General features: G+C 49.1%; 18 protein-coding genes. 11 read left to right on the top strand and 7 right to left on the bottom strand.

Annotation, left to right across the window (positions count from 1 at the left end):
* Window positions 1-86: 86 nt before the first annotated feature.
* From C9J01_RS13790 to C9J01_RS13755, 8 genes are all read left to right on the top strand, one after another.
* Window positions 87-1,232, top strand: coding sequence for an HlyD family secretion protein (locus C9J01_RS13790; RefSeq protein WP_107298739.1), 1,146 nt, complete (start codon window positions 87-89; stop codon window positions 1,230-1,232).
* Window positions 1,233-1,272: 40 nt separating this feature from the next.
* Window positions 1,273-2,319 (top strand): DUF2955 domain-containing protein, encoded by a 1,047-nt coding sequence (locus C9J01_RS13785; protein WP_107298738.1) that lies wholly within the window; start codon window positions 1,273-1,275, stop codon window positions 2,317-2,319.
* 107 nt (window positions 2,320-2,426) lie between these two features.
* The gene (locus C9J01_RS13780) at window positions 2,427-2,801 is read left to right on the top strand and encodes a helix-turn-helix domain-containing protein (RefSeq protein WP_107298737.1); all 375 of its coding nucleotides are present in this window, start codon (window positions 2,427-2,429) and stop codon (window positions 2,799-2,801) included.
* Between the two features lie 308 nt (window positions 2,802-3,109).
* Window positions 3,110-3,424, top strand: a complete 315-nt coding sequence (locus tag C9J01_RS13775; RefSeq protein ID WP_107298736.1) for a VOC family protein — start codon at window positions 3,110-3,112, stop codon at window positions 3,422-3,424.
* Window positions 3,425-3,451: 27 nt separating this feature from the next.
* On the top strand, window positions 3,452-4,447 hold the full coding sequence (locus tag C9J01_RS13770) for a dihydroxyacetone kinase subunit DhaK (protein ID WP_107298735.1): 996 nt from the start codon (window positions 3,452-3,454) through the stop codon (window positions 4,445-4,447).
* Window positions 4,448-4,570: 123 nt separating this feature from the next.
* The gene (locus tag C9J01_RS13765) at window positions 4,571-5,227 is read left to right on the top strand and encodes a DAK2 domain-containing protein (protein WP_107298734.1); all 657 of its coding nucleotides are present in this window, start codon (window positions 4,571-4,573) and stop codon (window positions 5,225-5,227) included.
* Complete coding sequence (gene lsrF / locus C9J01_RS13760; protein ID WP_107298733.1) at window positions 5,220-6,104, top strand: 3-hydroxy-5-phosphonooxypentane-2,4-dione thiolase; 885 nt, start codon at window positions 5,220-5,222, stop codon at window positions 6,102-6,104. Before C9J01_RS13765 ends, lsrF begins: the two co-directional genes overlap by 8 nt.
* A gap of 12 nt (window positions 6,105-6,116) precedes the next feature.
* Window positions 6,117-6,698, top strand: coding sequence for a DUF1097 domain-containing protein (locus C9J01_RS13755; RefSeq protein ID WP_107298732.1), 582 nt, complete (start codon window positions 6,117-6,119; stop codon window positions 6,696-6,698).
* Between the two features lie 75 nt (window positions 6,699-6,773).
* Here the strand turns inward: C9J01_RS13755 and C9J01_RS13750 are convergent, their stop codons facing one another.
* Window positions 6,774-7,847 (bottom strand): alcohol dehydrogenase family protein, encoded by a 1,074-nt coding sequence (locus C9J01_RS13750; protein WP_107298731.1) that lies wholly within the window; start codon window positions 7,845-7,847, stop codon window positions 6,774-6,776.
* 262 nt (window positions 7,848-8,109) lie between these two features.
* Here C9J01_RS13750 and C9J01_RS13745 point away from each other — a divergent pair, with 262 nt between their 5' ends.
* Entirely contained in the window at window positions 8,110-9,270 is a 1,161-nt protein-coding gene (locus C9J01_RS13745) for a Na+/H+ antiporter NhaA (RefSeq protein ID WP_107298730.1), read from the top strand.
* A 90-nt stretch (window positions 9,271-9,360) separates the two neighbouring features.
* Here the strand turns inward: C9J01_RS13745 and C9J01_RS13740 are convergent, their stop codons facing one another.
* On the bottom strand, window positions 9,361-10,794 hold the full coding sequence (locus C9J01_RS13740; protein WP_201797830.1) for an amidohydrolase: 1,434 nt from the start codon (window positions 10,792-10,794) through the stop codon (window positions 9,361-9,363).
* 173 nt (window positions 10,795-10,967) lie between these two features.
* On the opposite strand from C9J01_RS13740, the gene C9J01_RS13735 reads away from it, so the two are divergent.
* A complete protein-coding gene (locus C9J01_RS13735) occupies window positions 10,968-11,351 on the top strand; it encodes a thiol-disulfide oxidoreductase DCC family protein (RefSeq protein ID WP_201797825.1) in 384 nt (127 codons plus the stop codon).
* A gap of 50 nt (window positions 11,352-11,401) precedes the next feature.
* Here C9J01_RS13735 and C9J01_RS13730 read toward each other — a convergent pair whose 3' ends face one another.
* The 4 genes from C9J01_RS13730 to C9J01_RS13715 form a co-directional block, all read right to left on the bottom strand.
* Window positions 11,402-11,896: a hypothetical protein gene (locus tag C9J01_RS13730; RefSeq protein ID WP_146157081.1), complete on the bottom strand. Its 495-nt coding sequence runs from the start codon at window positions 11,894-11,896 to the stop codon at window positions 11,402-11,404.
* 192 nt (window positions 11,897-12,088) lie between these two features.
* Window positions 12,089-14,353, bottom strand: coding sequence for a heparinase II/III domain-containing protein (locus C9J01_RS13725; RefSeq protein WP_107298727.1), 2,265 nt, complete (start codon window positions 14,351-14,353; stop codon window positions 12,089-12,091).
* A gap of 1 nt (window position 14,354) precedes the next feature.
* Complete coding sequence (locus C9J01_RS13720) at window positions 14,355-14,906, bottom strand: acyltransferase (protein WP_107298726.1); 552 nt, start codon at window positions 14,904-14,906, stop codon at window positions 14,355-14,357.
* A gap of 105 nt (window positions 14,907-15,011) precedes the next feature.
* A complete protein-coding gene (locus tag C9J01_RS13715; protein WP_107298725.1) occupies window positions 15,012-16,793 on the bottom strand; it encodes a sodium:solute symporter family transporter in 1,782 nt (593 codons plus the stop codon).
* Between the two features lie 191 nt (window positions 16,794-16,984).
* Here C9J01_RS13715 and C9J01_RS13710 point away from each other — a divergent pair, with 191 nt between their 5' ends.
* Window positions 16,985-17,908 carry a LysR family transcriptional regulator gene (locus C9J01_RS13710; protein ID WP_315902055.1) on the top strand — a complete coding sequence of 308 codons (924 nt, stop codon included), beginning with the start codon at window positions 16,985-16,987 and terminating at the stop codon, window positions 17,906-17,908.
* A 123-nt stretch (window positions 17,909-18,031) separates the two neighbouring features.
* On the opposite strand, the gene C9J01_RS13705 is transcribed toward C9J01_RS13710, so the two are convergent.
* A complete protein-coding gene (locus C9J01_RS13705) occupies window positions 18,032-19,483 on the bottom strand; it encodes a sugar porter family MFS transporter (RefSeq protein WP_107298723.1) in 1,452 nt (483 codons plus the stop codon).
* Between the last annotated feature and the right edge of the window lie 569 nt (window positions 19,484-20,052).

Below are 20,052 nucleotides of genomic sequence, written 5' to 3'. Positions count from 1 at the left end.
CGTTCGAAATATCTAATCAGAGGGCGTTGAGTTGGTCCCACGACTTGTACCTTTCGGGTTGATTGACACGTAGTTGAGAGATCGCGATGCAAGAGAATGACACTACAGATCTAGAATCTGAACCTCATGAAGAACATCAATACTCCGAAACGCCAGAGCCCGCCAATAAAGGGCACAAAACCACACTGGTAGTGGTGTTGGTGACTATCGTATTTATGATCTACTACCTGATTTCTGATCGCTTTACCCCCTATACCACCAATGCCAGAGTGCAAGCCTATGAAGTACCCATCGTGCCTGATGTGTCGGGATACATCGACACGGTTTACGTGAAGAAAAACCAAGCGGTGAAAGCCGGCGATATGTTTTTTAAAATTGAGCAGCGACGATTTGTCTATGCCGTTGAAGAAGCCAAGGCGCAACTGGCTATCGCAGGGCAAAAAATAGGTTCAGATACGGCAGTCGTCGCCGAAGCCGCCGCCAAGGTCAATGAAGCGCAAACCATGCTCGATGAAGCCATCACCCAAGCAGCCCGTATCTATGCATTGGAGAAAAAAGGGATATATCCCAAAGCGGAAGGGGACTCTGCTAGGGCCAAGGTGAAGGCGATGCGCTCTCAAGTCAAAGCTGCGGAGTCCCAACTTGAAAGGGCTCGTCAAGATTTAGGCAATGAAGGGCAAAGTAATCCCAGACTTCGTTTAGCTGAAACAAGGCTGGAGCAAGCCTTATTAGATTTGTCCAGAACAGAGCTGCGTTCTGGGTCGGATGGGTATATTGGTTCTATCAAGCTTGAGCGGGGAAACTATGTAACCGCAGGCCAGCCCATCATGAGCTTTATCTCTACCACGGATTTATGGGTAGAGGCATACATGTCGGAAAACAACCTTGGCAATATACGGGAGGGTAATGCAGCAGAAATTGCACTAGATGCTTACCCGGGAAGGATTTTCAAAGGAAAAGTCAAAAGTATCGCTGTGGCGGTCTCAACGGGGAAACCCTATACCCAGGGTGAACTGAGTGCGGCACCCAAGTCTACCGGTTGGCTGCGAAGCCCGCAGTTGTTCTCCGTAATAATCTCGCTCAAAGACTACCAACTACCGGAAGAACAGCTGATTAATCTGCGCCACAACGGTCAGGCCGATGTGGTTGTCTATACCGGTGATAGCGCGATATTGAACTCTTTTGCCCATCTATGGCTGCGCTTGATGAGCATGCTGTCTTTCGCTTATTGATGATGGCTGGTAATAGGGTGTTTATGACAGGTAGAAGCGCATGGCTGGTATAGCGCCCTCGACGGAAAATTGGCCCCGCAGGGCCAAGCGCCTAGCCGTGGGTGTGACGGTCGCCTTGCTGCTTTCCCAATTTATCCATTGGAAGTTTGGTTATATTTGCCCGCTGATCACTGCAATTCTATTACAGGACTCAAAAGCACAACCGTTCAGGCAAATACTGGTGACGATGCTATGGGTCACTTTCCTGTTATTTAGCCAGAGTCTGATTTTCTTGTTTCTCTCCCCATACCCTGTCGTCTTTCTTGTTTATGTCTGCTTGGCACTGTATTGGCTGTATCGTTGGGCTCTTGAGAGTGGGGTACATATTCTTGCCATTGCGGCTGGAGTGATTAGCTTAACGGCTATTCCGGTGGTCGTCACGATAGATCCTATTACGGCTTGGAAAAGTGCCAATGGCCTTTGGCTTAATTTCTTGCTGGCTTCCCTCATAGCCAAGCTTCTCTTTGGGCTGTTCCCACCCAGATACAATGGCGAGTTGGACGGCTGTCATGATCACCACGGACCTGTTGGGGAGACAAATGCAATCGCATTAACGATGGCGGTGACAATGATGCCATTGGTTGCTTTCGTTATTACCTTTAGCATTTCGGATTTGCTTATCCCTATCTTTGCGGCATTTTTCGCGATGGAGTTATGTAGTGTCGGGGCATATCGTGAGGGCCGTGCTGGGGTATTGGCAAATATGCTTATCGCAGGTATCGGCGCGCTGGTTTTCTATGAGCTAATAGTGATGTTTCCCCATCCAATTTTCTTGGGGTTATTCGCTATGTGTTTTCTTCTTTTCTGGGGAGGGAAAATATTCAAGATGACCGGCAGCTCATTGTATTGGTCGTCAGGGATTAACGGCTTCGTGGTGCTGATAGGAGGGGCAATGTATTATGAAGACAGTGATGTCGGTATAAGTTTGTTAAAGCGGGTAGTGCAAATCTTAATGGCTGCTATGTATGTGTGGGCGGCATTTAAGGTGGCAGATATGTGCCGGTATTATTGGTCCCGGTATTCTAAACAAAGGGCGTTTAAATCTTAACCCTATATTGCTAGCCACTTTCACATTTTTGCCGCTTCATTAAAGGCTTAGCCCCAAATCAGTGTTATAAATTTTACAGTATTGTTTTCAATATTGTGGGGGCTTTCATGTACAAGCAACTTACGGAAGAGAACCGTTTGCAAATTTGGGCGCTGAGGAAAGAAGGGAAAAACCAGTCCCAGATCTCGAAGATATTAAATATCCACCGCTCTACGGTCAGCCGTGAGCTTGCCCGTAATTCTGGCCCCTACGGTTATGAGCCGCAACTGGCAAATAAGATGGCACGCTACCGTAAACAATTTCACCAGCAAGTCGCCGAGAAGCAATATGGGGAGTTACTTGGCAAACTCCACCAAATGGGATTAAGCACCGAAGAGTGCCAACGATTTATCCTCCACTACCATCCTGAATTGGATATGGAACAACTGAATCAACTACTCGCAGCATACGAAAAGAGCCAATTAATGCCGGAAATGGGATAGAACTCTCATGTTGCACTTGCCCTTTTCACTATCCCTATGAGGGGGAAAATGCCGCTGTTGCACTTGCTACATAACTCGAGTCAAAGTTGGGCATTTTCATTGCTGGTGATGTTGCACTTGCCTGCGCCTTCAATGAGGTTTCAACTGTTGCACTTGCTTATATGAAATCCTTGCTGTCATTTAAGTTGTTGTTTTATTTTAATTTTGTTGGGGGTGTTTATATTGAGGGATATCACATTATTTCACCCATGGCCTCCCTATAGTTGATTTGTCCGATGGTTAAACGCCATCAATCAATGGAGGTTAAGATGAAAAAATTCAATCATGTCGGGATCCCATCGCCTGTTGAGCACCCCGGCGAATCTTTTAATCCTGATATTAGCCTGTATACAACCGATTTTGAAAAGAGTGAAAACCGTATCGAATGGTTGCGCTTTTTGGAAGACAGCCCGTTGCCAGACGTGCTGAAAAACACCGCTCATGTGGCTTATGAGGTCGATGATCTTGATAAAGCGATTGAAGGCAAGGAAGTCTTGCTTGAGCCATTTAGCCCGAACGAATCCCTGCGTGTCGCCTTTATTATGGAAGACGAAGCGCCCGTTGAATTAATGCAGTATTGCTGACATCACGCCAAGTAAAGGATATCGACTATGAAGAAGTTTATTAATCACCCTGAAAATATCACTTCTGAGTTGCTACAAGGATTTGCATTAAGTTTCCCTGAGCATGTGCGGGTGGTACAGGACAAGATTGTGACCCGTACAGTGCCTAAAGACCAAGACAAAGTAGCGATAGTTACTCTCGGTGGTGCTGGTCATGAACCTGCGCTGAGTGGCTTTGTTGGCGAAGGGATGTTGGACTTTTCAGTGGTTGGCGACATCTTTGCCGCCCCCGGCGCACCAAAAGTCTTCGAAGCGCTGAAATTAGCGAACCGGCCAGCAGGTGTGCTCTTTGTCGTACTGAACCATGAAGGGGATGTGATGGCTGCCAATATGGCAATGGAGATGGCCAAGCGCGAAAATATCAACGTCAAAATGCTGCTGACCCATGAAGACATCAGTGCGGGGCTGGATACAGATATCAAAGACAGACGTGGGCTAGTCGGGTGTGTACCTGTGTACAAGATTGCCGGAGCAACCGCTGAGGCTGGGCTGCCTTTGGATGAAGTCTATCGCATTGCCAATGAGTTTAACCAGAATATGGCCACCTTGGCGGTTGCAATGAGTAATGCTACTCATCCGCAGTCAGGTATGGCGATTGGTGATCTGCCAGAAGATGAGATGGAAATCGGTATGGGCCAGCATGGTGAAGGTGGCGGTGGACGGATGAAGATCTGCTCGGCAGATGAAACAGCCAGTATCATGCTGGATCAGCTCTGTGCAGCCGTCGATGCCAAGCCCGGTGATGAATTGATGCTGATGATCAACGGGACCGGAGCAACTACCTTGATGGAAATGTTCATTGTCAGCCGTGCCTGCCATATCCACCTTCAGGAAAAGGGTATAGCCATTAGCCGCAGTAAAGTGGATGAGTTGCTGACTGTGCAGGAAATGGCAGGTTTCCAAATGTGCATCGGTAAATTTAATTCAGAAATTCTCTCCTATTGGGACAAGCCATGTAATACCCCTTACTGGTGCCAGTTCTAGGCCGACATTGTTGTTGTGCCAGGCTTATTACCTGGCACAACAAGGCCTGGCGCCTCCTTTAACGATAACTAGAAATGTATCGAAAGGTGCAGGGGATCTTTTGGCCTGAAAAAGGTGATAAAGATGAAAACCTTAAACCAGAAATTATTATTTAGCATGCTGTTGGCAGCAGCAAAGGATATACGTGCATCGGTACCGCTGTTGAATGATTTGGACGGTCAGACGGGCGATGGCGATCACGGCACGACGATGATGCGGGTCTCCCAGTGTATTGAGAACACGCTAAAAAATAGCAGCGGGGAAGACTGGCATAAAACAATTGATGATATGGGGTGGGCGATAATGAGCCAGGATGGTGGGTCGGCAGGTATGCTGATCGGCAACCTGTTCTGCGGACTTGCAACAGGCCTTGTGGAACCTGAGCTGAACCCCAAGCAGACCGCTGCGGCATTTAGGCATGGCTTGGATAAGCTTGCTTATTTCAGTGGCGCGAAATTGGGCGATAAAACCATGCTTGATGCGCTGACCCCTGCGATAGAAGCGATGGAACAATTGGCATTGGATTCTGAGGATATTGCCGCCTTGTTCCTGAGCGCAGCAAAGGCATCTCAAAGCGGGGCTGAAAAGACGAAAGCGATGAAACCGGCAAGGGGACGGGCGAAGAATATGGGAGAGAAAGCCATCGGCTTTGTTGATCCTGGGGCAACCAGTATGTCGATCCTGTTCAATTCTTTTTCCAATCATATTAATGCCACCAATAAGGAAAAGTGTTATGGCTGACAAAGACGGAATGATATTGGCGAAAGACTATGGCTTGGACCGCCCTCCCGTGACAGAGGCTTTCCATGTTAAAGGCATGGATCATGTCGATTGGGGGATGAAAGACAGGTTGAGCCGTATATTCCGCCCGGAGACGGGAAAAACAGTAATGCTGGCCTTTGATCATGGCTACATCATGGGCGCAACAGCCGGGCTGGAGCGTTTGGATCTTTCCATCAATCCACTGGCCCCCTATGCCGACGCGCTGATGGCAACGCGTGGGGCGATGAGGAGCTGTATTGCTCCCAACCATAATAAACCCGTGATCCTGAGGGCGACCGCTGGGAGTACCGTACTTAAAGACGATCTGAGCTGGGAAGTTTCAGGAATCGATATTGACGATGCGATACGGATAAACGCCTCATGCCTTGCGGTACAGGCATTTGTCGGGGCTGATGGCGAATGCCGCAGCTTGGAAAACATTGTCCGAACAGTCGATAAAGGCGCGCGCTACGGCATTCCGACATTAGGTGTAACGGCAGTTGGTAAGGAAATGGAGCGTACCACGCGTTACTTCATGCTGGCGACTCGGGTACTCGCTGAGCTTGGCACCCATATTGTCAAAACGTACTACTGTGATGAGTTTGATAAAGTGACGGCAGCTTGCCCGGTTCCCATTGTTGTGGCAGGAGGTAAGAAAACGTCTGAAATGGACGCCCTGACTTTAACTTATAAAGCCATACAGGACGGTGCCGCCGGGGTAGATATGGGACGTAATGTGTTCCAGTCCGACTGCCCAGTTGGCATGCTCCGGGCGATCAGCGCCATTGTCCATGATGGCCTGACACCACCGCAGGGTTTTGATTTATACCAATCAGTAAAAAGCCAGTTGGCATAAGGAGTATGCGTTATGAACTGGAGTAAGTTTATTGTTATTCCCATCATAGTGGCGGCTTTGGCATTTACCATCCAGGCACTGGATCAGGTGATGGCAGGCATGATGCCCGTTGCTGACAATGTTGGCTTTGGCTGGATAGCTTTCATTTCATGGGCGATGTATTTCATGGCGGGGTGTACGGTCGAAGGGGGAAAGAAAGTCTTCTGTAATTACGCCGCAGGTATCGTGGCCTCTGTAGCTATTATGCTGTTGGGCGGAGCGTTGAGCGGGTTGGGATTCTTCGCTTTCCCTATCGCGGTCTTTGTCGTGGTTATTCCGTGCATTTGCCTCGAGCGTATCCCACCGTTTGATTTTGTGCCTGCGTTGTTTGTCGGGGCCGGTATTTTCTTTGGCTTTATGTCTTATGTGCCGGGTGCAACTTTTGCCACGGCGACCCTTACAGAGTTGGTATATTGCGTGATTGGCCTTGTTTATGGCTGGATGACCGTCACCCTGCGCGGCAAATATGAGGCTTCTTTGAAAGATCTGAAAAAAGATGCCCCTAAAACTGGAGCACCTCAAGAGGACGCTTCGGTGGAACATCCATCAACTTAGATGAGCACAATTTGTTAAATGGAAAAGGCCACCCCGTGCTGTTTGCCAGCATGAGGTGGCCTTTGATTTTTGGTATTAATCCTGCGCAGGGATCAACACAAAATTACCGACATGTTTCTTCTCGAGAAATGCTTGCTGGGCGGTGGCAATCTCTTCGAGCGGGAAGGTCTTGGCTAGAAGCGGTTTGATTTCGCCTCTTTCGATATAACCGACCAGGTTAGGGAACACCGGGGCATCCCAGGCTGTGGTGCCGATCAGGGTGATGTCCTTGAGGTACATATCCCTCATGTCTAAGTCGACCACAGGGCCAGCAATGGCTCCGGATGATACCAATCGACCGCCGCGTTTTAGCACTTTTAGCATGGTCGGAAATTGCTTGCCGGCAACATTGTCGACCACTAAATCGACACTGTTTTCGCCAACTAGGCTGATCAAGTCATCATTGCGGTCCAGCAGTTGGTCGACGCCTAGTCCTTCAAGCTGCGGGTGCTTATCACGGCTGGCAATAGCGATGACTTTCGCACCGCGTCGTTTGGCTAGCTGGATAGCGGCAGAACCTACCCCTCCAGATGCACCGGCGATCAGCACGGTTTCTCCTGCCGTTAAGTTAGCGCGGTGGAGCATGTTCTCTGCCGTGCCATAGGCGCAAGGGATTGTCGCCAGCTCGGCATCGCTCCAATCACTATTAATGGCAAAGGCATGTTCAGCTTTGACCTTGATATATTGGGCAAAGGCGCCGTCGAAGTCCGATCCCAGCCAGACATTGTCAAAACCTTCTCCCCTTTGGCATGGACGAAGGATCACGCGCTTGCCGACTAGGTGTTGGCTGCCATTATCGGCTGATACGACGGTGCCGCAGCAGTCAGTACCTTGGATCAGTGGGAAAGGGGTTGATTTATTCCATCCGCCATCACTCTTCTGCTCCTGATCAGCAGAGGCTTCACCTGACGTGTCGTTGGTTGAGTCGGTGACGGAAGATGAATACCAGCCGAGGCGGGTGTTGATTTCGGTATTGTTCATGCCGGCGGCATGGATTTTTACCAGTACCTCGCCATTGCCTGGGGTGGGTAGCGACACATCTTTATAAACCAGCTGCTCATAGCCGCCTTGTCCAACAGTAACAACGGCTTTCATCAATTTTGGTTCCATGTGCTTTTGCTCCTAGCGATAACTCTCAATGTTCTGCCGGATAATCTATCTGAGTTGAATAATTTGTACATATATATTTTATTTATATGCGAACAGGGAGTAAGGTCGGTTTTTTGCTCTATCATCATAATAAATAGATGTTTTTACAGCGTGATTGGTAAAAGCTGATCTACGGCGCTGTTTCACCGCGCGGGTTGGGCTAAGTTGGATAAGTAAGATCTGTTTCTTCGCCTTGTGGGTTTAGCCTTAAGGAGGACGGGCTATGGTTCAATCTTTGGGCGTAAAATTACCTTTTGCCATTTCCAAGGAGCGGTTTGGCGGCCTGCTCTTGATCGCATCCTGCCTATTGGCCTTTGCTTGGGCAACACTTCACTTACCGTCATATTCTGCATTTAAACAATTTCCTCTCACAGAAAGTGTTTCCTGGCAGCTTTTTGTCAATGACTTTCTGATGGTGTTCTTCTTCTTGATGGTCGGCCTCGAATTAAGTAATGAGGCAAAGAGTGGGGCCTTTAGTACGCTTCGAGCAATTTTGTTGCCATTTGCCTCGGCATGCATGGGATTTCTTTGCCCTGCGGTGATTTACTTGTTCTTAGTCGGTGGTGTTTCCTCACCACTAGCGAATGGTTGGGCTATTGTTACCGCAACAGATATTGCACTGGCGCTTGGGTTGCTGTCATTGTGTAGCCGCGTGCCTGTGAGCCTCAAAATGTTCCTGCTTGCTGTCGCTATTTTTGATGATGTGCTAGCGATTATCACCATTGCGTTGTTTTATACCGCTACCGTCGAGATGGTTTATGTGGCGCTGTCTTTATTAATGACCACTTTGATATTCATACTGTCCTACCGACAGGTACAAAGTGCGCTCCTGTATGTGGCGCTAGGCGCAGCCTTATGGTTTGCATTACTGCAAGCCGGTATCCACCCAGTGCTTGCCGGTGTGGTCATTGGGATAGCCCTCAGCCAGAGTGGATGTGCCATTGACCACAAGACTGAATCCATCTTGCAGTGGGTTGTTACCCTGCTGGTGTTGCCTGTATTTGCCATTTCTAACGCAGGGGTATCGCTCTCTGGTGCGTTTAGTTCAGCCGGTTTTATAGAACCTATTGCAGCCTACGTCGCCATTGCAATGCTGGTTGGCAAGCCTCTCGGTGTATTTGGCACGGTGTGGTTAGGTGTTAGATTCAAGCTGTTTGAAATGCCGGAAGCAACCAATATGCTGATGGTCTTTGCCATGTCTATTTTTTGCAGTATTGGCTTAACGCTGTCTCTGTTTATTGGAGAGCTTTCTGGCTTGGAGGGGGGGCATTATAAGCTGGGTATAGTATTGGCGGCCTTGGTAGCGAGTATATTCGGTTTGGTGATAATGGCTTTTGCAACCAGGCAGAGCAAGGGAGTGATTAATCCAGGGGCAGAGAATTAAACCTTGCTATGAGGTTGATTGTTAATAAGCAGGAGGAGGTATGCCTCACCCTGCTTGATGTTGTTTTTGTATGAATTAGTGCAGCAATTTTTACTGCATCAAACTCTTAGACTTGATTGCCTTTTTCGACAGTTCTTTGGCGAACTCTGCAATATCTGCCTCGATTGTCCGTACTGCCTGCTGCATCTCATCCATATCGATGTTTTTGATTTCCCGCTCTTCCATCACGATGTCGCCATTGACGATGGTGGTGCTGACGTTGCTAGGGTTGGCCTGGTACACCAAGGTCGCGTAAGGGTTGTAATTTGGCATCATGTTCGGTGACTGGGTTTCGACAATGATAATGTCGGCTTTTTTGCCCACTTCCAGCGAGCCGATTTGATCTTCCATATGAAGTGCCCTTGCGCCACCGATGGTCGATAGCTCAATCACTTGCTCCGGGATCATGATGGTACGGTCGTTGTGTTTAAGGCGCTGCATGTTGGCGGTGTAGCTTAAGGTACGCCACAGATCGACTTGGTTCGAACTCATTGGTCCGTCAGTACCTAGACCAAGGCGCAAGCCCTGACGGTACATTTCCCATGCCGGGGCAATACCGGTTGCGCCTTTGGCATTAGCCATCGGGTTGTGAGCCACGCTGGCATCAGCCTCTTTTATTAGGTCGATGTCATTCTGGTCAAGGTGGATACCGTGGGCCAATACCATACGGTTATCGAGCACGCCGATTTCCTTTAGCCATGCGACAGGGCTGAGTTTCTGGTCATTGCCTTCGATTCGCTCTGCCTCATTGCCAAATTCGGCAACATGGATCAGTACCGGCGCATCCAGCTTGGCTGACAGGCGGTTGATTTCCTGCAGTTTCTCTTTAGAAACGGTATATACAGCATGCGGCGCGAAAGCTGGGGTGATCAGCGGATCGTTCTGGTATTGCTCGATAAACTGGGTGGCATAATCAATACCGCCGTATGGCTCCGGCGCATCAACTACCGGGAACTTAATCACGGTTTCACCGAGTACCGCACGCAGGCCGACTTCCTTGGTTGCACGGGCCATATCATCAACATGGTAATACATGTCGGCATAGGTAGTTACACCGCTCTGGGCGAGATCGACTGCGCCGAGCTTAGTTGCCTGATAAATCAAATCACGGCTGAGCTTCTCTTTTTCCAGCGGGAAGAAGTAGGCAAACAGGCGGTTCTCAATACCTTCCTCGCCTAGGCCGCGAAAGGCAATCATCGGCAGGTGGTTATGGGTATTGATCATACCCGGCATGACAATACCCTCCTCGGCATCAATCACTTTTGGTGCTTGGTAACGGCTGAGCAGGCTCTCGTCACCAACAGCGACAATGGTGTCATTTTCAATGACGATAACACCATTTTCGATGACGTCTTTCTTTTCGTTGATAGTCAGTACCTGACCATTGGTGATGATAAGGCTGGCATTGTAATCAGGTTGGACGGCAGTAGTACAACCGGCAAGTAGCAAGGCGGTTGTGATGATAGAAATTGTAGTTTTCATTATGCTCAGTGGACAATTGTGAGAAAGGCGCATGCATTGTAGGTATCATTTTTCCGCTTGGCAATCGTTTGCTTGTTGGTGATCGCATCGACTTCACGAAAAAGGTGCAGGGGGAATATCTGGCAAATCCTTTTTGCTCTGAGCTCCGTATACTCTATATCGAAAATGGAGAATAGATGATGCTGATTATTTTTTACGATGGCGCTTGCCCATTGTGCGCGCAAGAGATGGATGCCCTCAAACGCCATGACTCAAGCAACGCCATTCAACTTGAAGATATCCATCAAGATGACTTTATTGAGCGCTTTCCTGAGGTAGACCCGGATGCTGCGATGCAAATCCTGCATGGAGACCTTGAGGGACAACCTTTGTATGGCCTTGATGTCACTTACCATGCGTGGCGTTTGGTTGGCAAAGAGTGGCGGGTGGCTTTTCTGCGCTGGTGGTGGATCAAACCTTTCGCGGATAGGGTTTATTTGTTCTTTGCCAAACATCGTCAGCAGATTTCAAGGCTATTTGTCCGTCGATCCCGCTGTGACAACAACTCTTGCTACAAGTAATTCTATCTCAACAGAAACTGCCTAATTCTTTGCCAACCCTTCCTTCCTTATTAATTGGTGCCGAAATTGAATTCAGTACCAGCAAGGCTCAGGCATTTGGGGTTGTAAGTCATCGTATCCAGCGCCTGTTTGGGAATGACCGCCCTTGTACCGTCCGTGTAGGCAACCTCCGCCGAGTCCATAATTGCGCATACGATAGGTGATTGTCCTGATGTCTTTTGTGTCCAAACGCTTGGCCACAGAGGATGTGCTCCTCCACCTGGTTTCAAGGTTTGGTTAAAGTGCAAAGCCTTCAAACCACTGTGCTTTTTACTCAGGTCGCCGCTCTGCTCATCAGTTTGTATTACGCCTCCCACTAAAGCCCCTTGTCGGTCATAGGCGCTGACATGCAAAGTCATTGACTGGATTTCTCTCGGTGAACTGTTGCGCAGGTAAACCCGAAAGCCGGTTTCCCCCAAACGATTAGTGGCTGTGGTACCGTAATGGGTAATAGCTACCAGCTTCTGCGGGTCGGCCTCGGCGGCCAGTTCAAACTGATTTCTCATTTCGCAGCCAGAAAGGAGCAACATCGCAAGGCTTATGCCAAAGAGTTTCCCAAGGTTGCGCGAGGGGAGTTTCGATGAAATGAAAGGCCGCATAAGATTCAGGCAGTAAGAAAACTAGAACGGCAATATAGCAATAACCCCACCGGATGAAAATCCGGTGGGGTTATTGCTTGGTTTGGGCACTCTTAGCACTTAGCCAACAGCGATTTTCTCTTCAGTTTGTTGGATATCCACACTGTCGTTATTGAAGTCGATGAGTATGGTGTCTGCGCCGGTAAAGATAGCCAGTGTCTGATTGCTACCGAGCTGGTGGTCGATAGGTTGTTTCTCGCAACAAGAGACAATCAGGTGCTCTTGTTGCTTTGGCAAGGTCCACTCTAAGTGGTACATGTGCTCGCTGGCATCGGAGATCACTTCTTCATCGTGGGAAGTGTCATTGTCATAACCAAAGGATAACTGCGGGTTGATTTGGTCATGGCTTGGTAAGCTAACTTGATAATTACTGCGTTGCCCTGCGAGGTTAACGTGCTGGCCATCAGCGAATACATCAAGCGGTGAGTGCAAACGCCACCGGACAGCTTGCGCCTCATGCAGCGAGATTTGATCGCAGATAAGTAGTCCTTTGCCATCCACCATTACCAAGGTACGGGTGTATCGGTGGGTGTCCTCGTAGGCTAGTGCCAGTTCGAGCTGGACCAAGCTCCAACCTATGCCTTGCTCGTGACGCAATACCTTGGCAGTCGCTGCCTCGTTATCAAGGATTTGGCCATTCCCTTTTTCTTTACCGCCAAATAGCGGCAAGTTATGGGCCTGTGTGGTGCGGGTCCATTGGCTGTGGTGGCCGCTGCCAAAACGGTATCCGTAGCTGCCGCTTGGTGTCAGGATGCTTTCGCCATTATCAAACAAGGCGATATTTCCCTGATCCGCATGGCGGTGGGAGCTATTGCCAAATTGGCTGGCCCGGTAGTATAGCGCCAGTTCATTAGTCTGCATTTTGCCAAGCCCGGCAAAGCCATAGTATTGGCTATATAGCGTTTCTTCGTTATTTAAGTCTTCGTTATCTATGCCTTTTACCTGAGATGTATTTGCTGAGGCTTTATTCTCAGCAAAAGCCAATTGCTTCACCGTAGGGACGACATCAAGCAAGTGCAGGTGGAACACATCGATTTTTGCCTCTAGCTGCTGGCAAGTTGCGCGGGCATGTTCGTCACCGAAACGCTCGGCGTAGATCCGCAGCGGGTTCTGGGCAAAAAAGCCCGGCCACTCGCGGCCATCGCGCTTGCACCAGAAGCCATCGCCGAACGGGTGGATGTCTTGCTCGGGTGCCACAAAGTCCATCGCAAACTGACAGTAGTTTTTGTAAAACGGGTGGTCATAGAAAGAGAACCCGCTTAGCCGTTCAACCGAAAGGAAGAAAGGGTGGTGCCATTTGCTGTAAGACGATGAGTAGAATGGCCCTTCCGCCCAGCTGCCGTCTTCGCCGCCATAAAATGGTAATACACTCTGGTAGATCATCAGGGCGTAGTTGAGCCAGCGCTCGCACACCTGCTGATCATACTCTTTATGCAGAGCCAGTGCTGCAACCCCAAGGTAAGCAGGCAAGCGGGAAGTGTGTGAATGGCCCGGGAACTGTTTGAAATGATCTTGCTCTAACCGCTGCTCCATTTGATAGGCAATACGAACCAGCATTGGCCTGATAAAGTCTTTTTCGCTGTCGGTTAGCAGTGGCGCCAACCAGTGATAGGCGAGATACAGGTTGCGGGCTAGGGATAGGCCGACCTCGTCACCCCAGGTGCAAGGGCGCAAAAGTGAAGCCGGGCCTTCCGGACTCCATTCTGCCAGTCGTAGCATCAGTTGTACGGCCAACTCGCCGCTTTCTTCCTCGCCCCAGATTTTGTAGAGCAGGGTCAGGGCCATCAGGTCGCGGTCAATCCAGTTGCGCACGTTAGCAATCGCGGTGCGCTTGCCTTCTTCCTGTCCGCGGCGGTAATGCGTCGGGTAGCTGATGGCATCAATATCTACTAGCTTCGCTGTGTTTTTGAACTTCTGATAAGACTGTGCTGAAAAGTCACGAACGCTCGGGATATCCTGGTCAAAATACATTAAGAACTGTTGGTGTTCGCTGCATAGCTCGAACAGCTCCTTGGCGCTTGGCGGCAGGTATTTCTCGGTTTGGCTGTCAATGGCAAACGTCATCCATTGTGAGGTGTTGCTGTCGATGTCTTGTACCCGCCAGCGGTATTGTCCTGAAGACAATAGAAATGGCAGGCGAAATGGCGAGCTGACATTCTCCCAGCGCCATTGTAGTTGCTTTTCGACATGCTCCAGTTCGATGTTGTAGATGGCTTGGTAGTTTGACTGTGGCCAGTTGAAGCTTGGTGGGTTAACCCGGGCAGGCTTATTTTGCTCCGGGGTCACAAACTTTTGAAAGTCATGGGTTCGGCGTAGAGACAACATATTACACCTCCTTGTTATACCAAATATATTCGCCGCTCTGCGGGTTGATCTCTCCGATCTGCTTGGCAGGGGAGCCTGCCACAATCGCATGGGGAGCGACATCACGAGTAACGACTGCGTTGGCGCAGACCAAGGCTGATTTGCCCACGATGACACCGGGGGTGATCACGACACCGGATGTCAGCCAGACGCCGTCTTCGATAACGACTTTGCCTTTTTCGAGGCAGGTACGAGCGCTGAAGTGGCCTGTTGTCGGATCAAAAAGGTGGTTGGATGCTACGATAGAGACATGCGGGCCAATCAACACATTCTCACCGATGGAGACGTCGCCGTTGATGTAGCTATACAGGCCGACATAACTGTTTTTGGCAATTTGGTTGTCGCCGATGCGGACGATAGCGCCCGGGGCAATACGCACCCCTTCGTTTTGGAAGCCGAGGATCTGGGCGCGGGTATTGTCATCCTCGAAGTTGTTGCTTTGGGTAGTGTAGAGCGTGAATTTTTTGAATTCTTCTTCGCTGAGCTCGCCCCCAAAACGTTTCTGTACTGACATGGTTGTCTCCCGAAAAGAGATAGGAGCAAGGCGCTCCTATCTCTGGTAGTTCAAAATAACTGGTTGTTCAAAGTACTGGTTTTCTAAAAGAGTTTGGTAAATCGCTTAGTTGGTTGCCAACTCAGCATTGGTCGCTCCGGCCAGCTTGCGCTTGGAGCGCAGCAGTAGGAAGCCAATAAAGCCGACAATCGAGGCAACCACAATAAACAGTGCACGTCCCCACAATGGGTTTGGCACAAGGGCCAGTGAAGCCAAGAATACCGATGCTGTCAGCAGCATCTTGCCCAGCATGTCGTGCTGTTTGTTATCCATGCGGATGCTCGCTTCCGTATCTTCAACCACCACTTCAGTGTCGATGTTGTTGAAGAACTTGTTGATTTCTGCTGCACGCTCTGGCGATGGCTCTTTGTAGAAGAAGCGCGATAGGACAAAGAACGGCAAGGTAATAGACATGTGGCCGATAACACCCAGGGTGACAGACTTCATCTCAGCAAACTCACGGGCACTGATTGGTGCATCTAGGCCCAGAACCGCTTCAATGGTTTGCGGGGTGATACCGAAGGCGATGATGGCTGACACGCCCATACCGACAAGGATTGTGCCCCAGCCAGCCCAGTCGGGTGTTTTACGGATGAAGAAACACATGATGGAAGGAATAAGCACCGGGAAGCCAACCAGCGTACCGACCAGCATCATCAGGTCAAACAGGCCGAACTCTTTTAGCGAGGTGAGGAACAGACCGGTTACGATGATCACTACACCGAATACCGCAGTTAGGATCTTACTCGCTAGCATCAGGTGTTTTTCAGAGAAGTCTTTACAGAAGTAAGGTTCGTAAACACTTTTCAGGATGATACCCGCGTTACGGTTAAGGGCTGAGTCCATTGAAGACATGGTGGCCGCGAACATGGCTGCTAGCATTAGGCCAACCATACCGACAGGCATTTCACGGCTAACGAAGATGTAGTAAGTCGCATCGGCTACTTTGTCGCCCAGGCCTTCCAAGCCCCAAGTTGCTACGTCTGGGTAGTTACCGGCAACAAACCATGCTGGCAGGAACCAGATCATAGGGCCGAGGATCATCAGCGAACAAGCTAGAAGCGCAGCCTTACGGGCGTTCTTGGTATCTTTTGAGGCAATGAAACGGTAGGAGTCGACCATGTTGTTGGTGCTGAAAAACTGCTTGATGAAGATACAGATAAACCAGCCAACAAATAGGTGAGTGTAGCTATAGCCGTCACCGATAAGCTGTTGGGTTGGCAGGCCAACTTCCATTAGGTTACCGACACCGCCCGATTTCCAAATCGCGACCATGGCAGCCACGAACGTCATCACGGTAATGATGATCATCTGCATGAAGTCCGAAGCGATAACCGCCCAGCTACCACCGACTAGCGACATGAACAGTACAACCAGACCTGCACCGATGATGGTTTGCTCAAGTGGTACCCCGACAACGGCACTGGTAAATACAGCAAGACCGTTTAGCCAGATAGCTGCCTGCAGGACGCTAAGTGGAACGTTGGCCCAGGTGAAAACCTGCTCGTTCACTTTACCCAAACGCAGTCTTACACCCTGCAGTGGGCTGATCACACGCATTTGGCGCGCTTTGGCGGCAAAGAAGAGGTAGTTACAGAAATAGCCGAGGGCGTTAGCAATGAATACCACACCCACTGACATGCCGCTGGTAAGCGCTTTGCCCATCAGGCCGGTGAAGGTCATGGCGCTCAGTGCCATCATGAATGCACTGGAGCCAACCATCCACCATAGCATCCGGCCGCCCCCGCGGAAGTATTCACTGGTATTGGCGGCTGCTGAGCGGAAGACCCAGCCGAGGCTCATCAAAAAGACGAAGTACACGAGTACGACAAGAATATCGATATCCATATTTGTAGGTTCCTATTGTGATAGGGCAAAGGTGTTATAAGGCAACGTTGAGATGTCTCATCCCTTTTGTAGTTGTTTTGGTGCAAGTAACCATGCGGTAAAAAGCATGAGACCTGATACACGTTTCACTATAGAGACCCTTATCAATCTGTGGAAATGATATTAATGTATAACAATAATACAAATGGCGAATGGGCAGTTGGATGGACATAAAAACACTCAGAACTTTCATAACCGTGGCAAAATTAAAGAACTTTTCAGCTGCAGCGAGGGAGCTGCATACGGTGCAGCCAACGGTGTCGCGCCATGTGTCTGAGCTGGAAAATGAACTGGGTGTGAAGCTGTTCCAACGAACAACCCATCAGGTTGAACTCACGCAGGCAGGAGAAGTCCTGCTGCCTGAGGCGCTGAATATTATTGCCAATGATCAACGGGTAAAATCGCTGGTGGGGCAAACCACCGAGCAAGGGGAGTGCCAAATCAATATTGGGTATTTGGCGACGGCCTGCTCGTTCTTCTTGCCGACGCTGCTGAGCAATTTCATGGCGACCAATCCCAACACCCAGGCTAACCTTTTCGAAATGGCGGCTGACGAGCAGTACCAGTCATTAACCGAGAACAAAATTGATATCGCCTTTTCCCGCCGCCAGCCAAAGCTGGATGGTAATCAGTTTATGGTCGAGAAAATCTACTCCGACCGGCTAATGGCGATTTTGCCGCTGAACCATCCGCTGGCTGAGCGCAAGGCGCTGGCCCTGAGCGAGCTTCGTAATGAGCGATTTATCTTGTTCAAGCCTAATGAGTGGACAGAGATGTATGAGCATATCTTACTGCTTTGCCAGGAAAATGGCTTCTCGCCCAATATCACCTGTCATCCGGATAATATGCGCCATTTGGTGACCTCTGTCTCTTCGGGGCTGGGGATCTCCATTGCTCCCAAGTGCATCAAGTTTATTGCCCAGGATAACTGTGTCTGTGTACCGATCGATGAAGTGAACTTGGTCTTGCCGCTCTACATGTATTACAAGCGCGAAGGGCTTGCGCCGCAACTGTCAGAGTTGGTCAAAGCGTGTCTAAACAAAGCGCCAGATATCCAGCTGATGCTGCAAAGCTAACCCCCAGCAAAAAGCTGTTCCCTGCAATCTGAAGCTCTTGCATTAAAAAAAACAGGCTTACCTTTCGGTAAGCCTGTTTGTCATCCAAATGTGGAGCAATTGGAATTCGATAGAGTGAATGGATTAAGCGCTAGCCTCAGCTTCAGTAGCAGCAGCTGCCGGTACTTTCTTGCCAAGTTTCTTCGCCATAGCTTCTTCCATTTTCTCCAAGCTGACGCCTTTGGTTTCTGGTACATATTTCACGACCACAAACATACAGATTAGCGACAGGGCAGCGAACAACCAGAAGCTGAATGCGCCGTTGAAGTTTTCTTTCAGGAAGGCATTTTCGTTCAGCATTGGGAACGACTGGGTTACTAGGAAGCCAGTGAACCACTGCGCACCGACTGCGATAGCCATCGCACGGGAGCGGATGCTGTTCGGGAAGATCTCAGAAATCATAGTCCAGCAAGCACAGCCCCAAGAGGTTGCGTACGAAACAACGTATAGACACAGAGCGAATAGGGCAGCGTAGCCTTCAGTGCCGGTGTAGAGGACGAAACCAACTACTGTCATACCAACGGCACAGCCGAACGTACCGTATTTCATCAGTGGTAGACGGCCAACTTTATCAATCAGGTACATACCCAGCGCATTACCCAGGATGAACACGATGCCGACGAATGTTGTCTGGAACAGCGCATTCTCTGTGCTGCCTGTGATTGGGCGTAGGATTTCCGGTGTGTAGTACATGATGACGTTGATACCGGTCAGCTGCTGGGCTGCGGCAACGAAGGTACCGATCACCAAGATAGCAAACAGAAGCGGTGAACGCAGGCTAACTTGTTTTTTGCCTGGTTGATTGGAGTCAGCCAGTGAACTCTGGATCTCGCCGATTAGCTGGTCAGCATGTTTCGGGTTAGAGATGCGCGACAAAGTGTCTTTGGCTTCGTTAATTTTGCCTTTTAGTACCAACCAGCGTGGTGATTCAGGAATAAGGAACAATAGACCGGCAAACAGCGCAGCAGGAATAATTTCAGAACCCAGCATCCAACGCCAGCCCATATCAACTAGCCATGTTTCACTCATACCTTTTGCAATCAGGTAGTTAACGTAGAAAACACCGGTTTGACCGACAACGGCAGACTGCTGGAACATACTCACGGCACGGCCACGGAAGTCTTTCGGTGCCACTTCCGACATGTACATAGGTGAAACCACACAGGCCAAGCCCACTGCCACACCACCAACGATGCGTAGCATAACGTAGAAAGTAAAGGTGGTTGCCAGCGCAGAACCGATGGCGGAGATCATGAAGAGGATGGCGGCAATGAAGAGGGTTTTACGACGCCCGTATTTGAGTGCGGACCAACCGGCGCTGACGGCACCGATAATACTACCTAGAACAACACTTGATACAGCCCAACCGGTTTGTGCTGGGGTTAAGCCAAAGTGCTCTCTGATAGGACCAATAGCGCCTGAAATAACAGCGGTATCGTAACCTAATAAAATTCCCCCTAGGGCTGCGATACAACAAATTCGAATAATGTAAGCAAAATTATGTTTTCGGGCTTCTGCCGCGGTTGTGGGTGACATGTGTTGCTCCTTGATTTATTCCCCTTCTCTCACTCAACCATCGAATAAGCATGAGCTGGGTAGCGGTCCGATACGCTCATTACTGTAGGGCATAGGTATCGGCTGTTTAATTCACCCTTTTATCTGTAGTAGTTATATGTTGCTTTGAAAATATTTTTTCATAAGGTGATGGTTTTATCATATGGAGTTGATCTTGATTCGACCATACCCAAAGTGGGTTTTTATTCGTAAATGATATCTTGATCAAATTAAGAAAAATATTTTTCAAAATTAATATTTCACATAAATTATTGATTTTAATTGATTTTATTTGTTTGTGATCTTGCTCAAAAAATCGTCTCAGGCCGCGTGGTAACTGGGTTTTTTCCGTTTTTTCCAAAAAACTGAAATCCTTTTTAATGCTCGAAAAATATTTTTCATTTTGATTTTTTTGGTTATAGTAATTTCCAAGTTAAGCGAACCGGTGAAGAGAGCGAAGTTCTTTACCTTATGTGAGAAAGACATAACCCGAAGAACAAAAAAGCTATCTCATCACGTTAAATTTTTTTATTAAGTTATTGTTGGAGAAC

It is taken from the genome of Photobacterium rosenbergii, from assembly GCF_003026455.1.
Lineage (GTDB): Bacteria > Pseudomonadota > Gammaproteobacteria > Enterobacterales > Vibrionaceae > Photobacterium > Photobacterium rosenbergii.
This window is presented reverse-complemented; position numbering and strand designations above follow the sequence as displayed.

Coding starts and splice junctions, on each gene's coding strand:
- C9J01_RS13780 (WP_107298737.1), top strand. CDS start 2,427: ATGTACAAGCAACTTACGGAAGAGAACCGTTTGCAAATTTGGGCGCTG.
- C9J01_RS13790 (WP_107298739.1), top strand. CDS start 87: ATGCAAGAGAATGACACTACAGATCTAGAATCTGAACCTCATGAAGAA.
- C9J01_RS13710 (WP_315902055.1), top strand. CDS start 16,985: ATGGGCAGTTGGATGGACATAAAAACACTCAGAACTTTCATAACCGTG.
- C9J01_RS13735 (WP_201797825.1), top strand. CDS start 10,968: ATGATGCTGATTATTTTTTACGATGGCGCTTGCCCATTGTGCGCGCAA.
- C9J01_RS13745 (WP_107298730.1), top strand. CDS start 8,110: ATGGTTCAATCTTTGGGCGTAAAATTACCTTTTGCCATTTCCAAGGAG.
- C9J01_RS13705 (WP_107298723.1), bottom strand. CDS start 19,483: ATGTCACCCACAACCGCGGCAGAAGCCCGAAAACATAATTTTGCTTAC.
- C9J01_RS13730 (WP_146157081.1), bottom strand. CDS start 11,896: ATGAGAAATCAGTTTGAACTGGCCGCCGAGGCCGACCCGCAGAAGCTG.
- C9J01_RS13785 (WP_107298738.1), top strand. CDS start 1,273: ATGGCTGGTATAGCGCCCTCGACGGAAAATTGGCCCCGCAGGGCCAAG.
- C9J01_RS13775 (WP_107298736.1), top strand. CDS start 3,110: ATGAAAAAATTCAATCATGTCGGGATCCCATCGCCTGTTGAGCACCCC.
- C9J01_RS13765 (WP_107298734.1), top strand. CDS start 4,571: ATGAAAACCTTAAACCAGAAATTATTATTTAGCATGCTGTTGGCAGCA.
- C9J01_RS13755 (WP_107298732.1), top strand. CDS start 6,117: ATGAACTGGAGTAAGTTTATTGTTATTCCCATCATAGTGGCGGCTTTG.
- C9J01_RS13715 (WP_107298725.1), bottom strand. CDS start 16,793: ATGGATATCGATATTCTTGTCGTACTCGTGTACTTCGTCTTTTTGATG.
- C9J01_RS13725 (WP_107298727.1), bottom strand. CDS start 14,353: ATGTTGTCTCTACGCCGAACCCATGACTTTCAAAAGTTTGTGACCCCG.
- C9J01_RS13770 (WP_107298735.1), top strand. CDS start 3,452: ATGAAGAAGTTTATTAATCACCCTGAAAATATCACTTCTGAGTTGCTA.
- C9J01_RS13720 (WP_107298726.1), bottom strand. CDS start 14,906: ATGTCAGTACAGAAACGTTTTGGGGGCGAGCTCAGCGAAGAAGAATTC.
- C9J01_RS13750 (WP_107298731.1), bottom strand. CDS start 7,847: ATGGAACCAAAATTGATGAAAGCCGTTGTTACTGTTGGACAAGGCGGC.
- lsrF (WP_107298733.1), top strand. CDS start 5,220: ATGGCTGACAAAGACGGAATGATATTGGCGAAAGACTATGGCTTGGAC.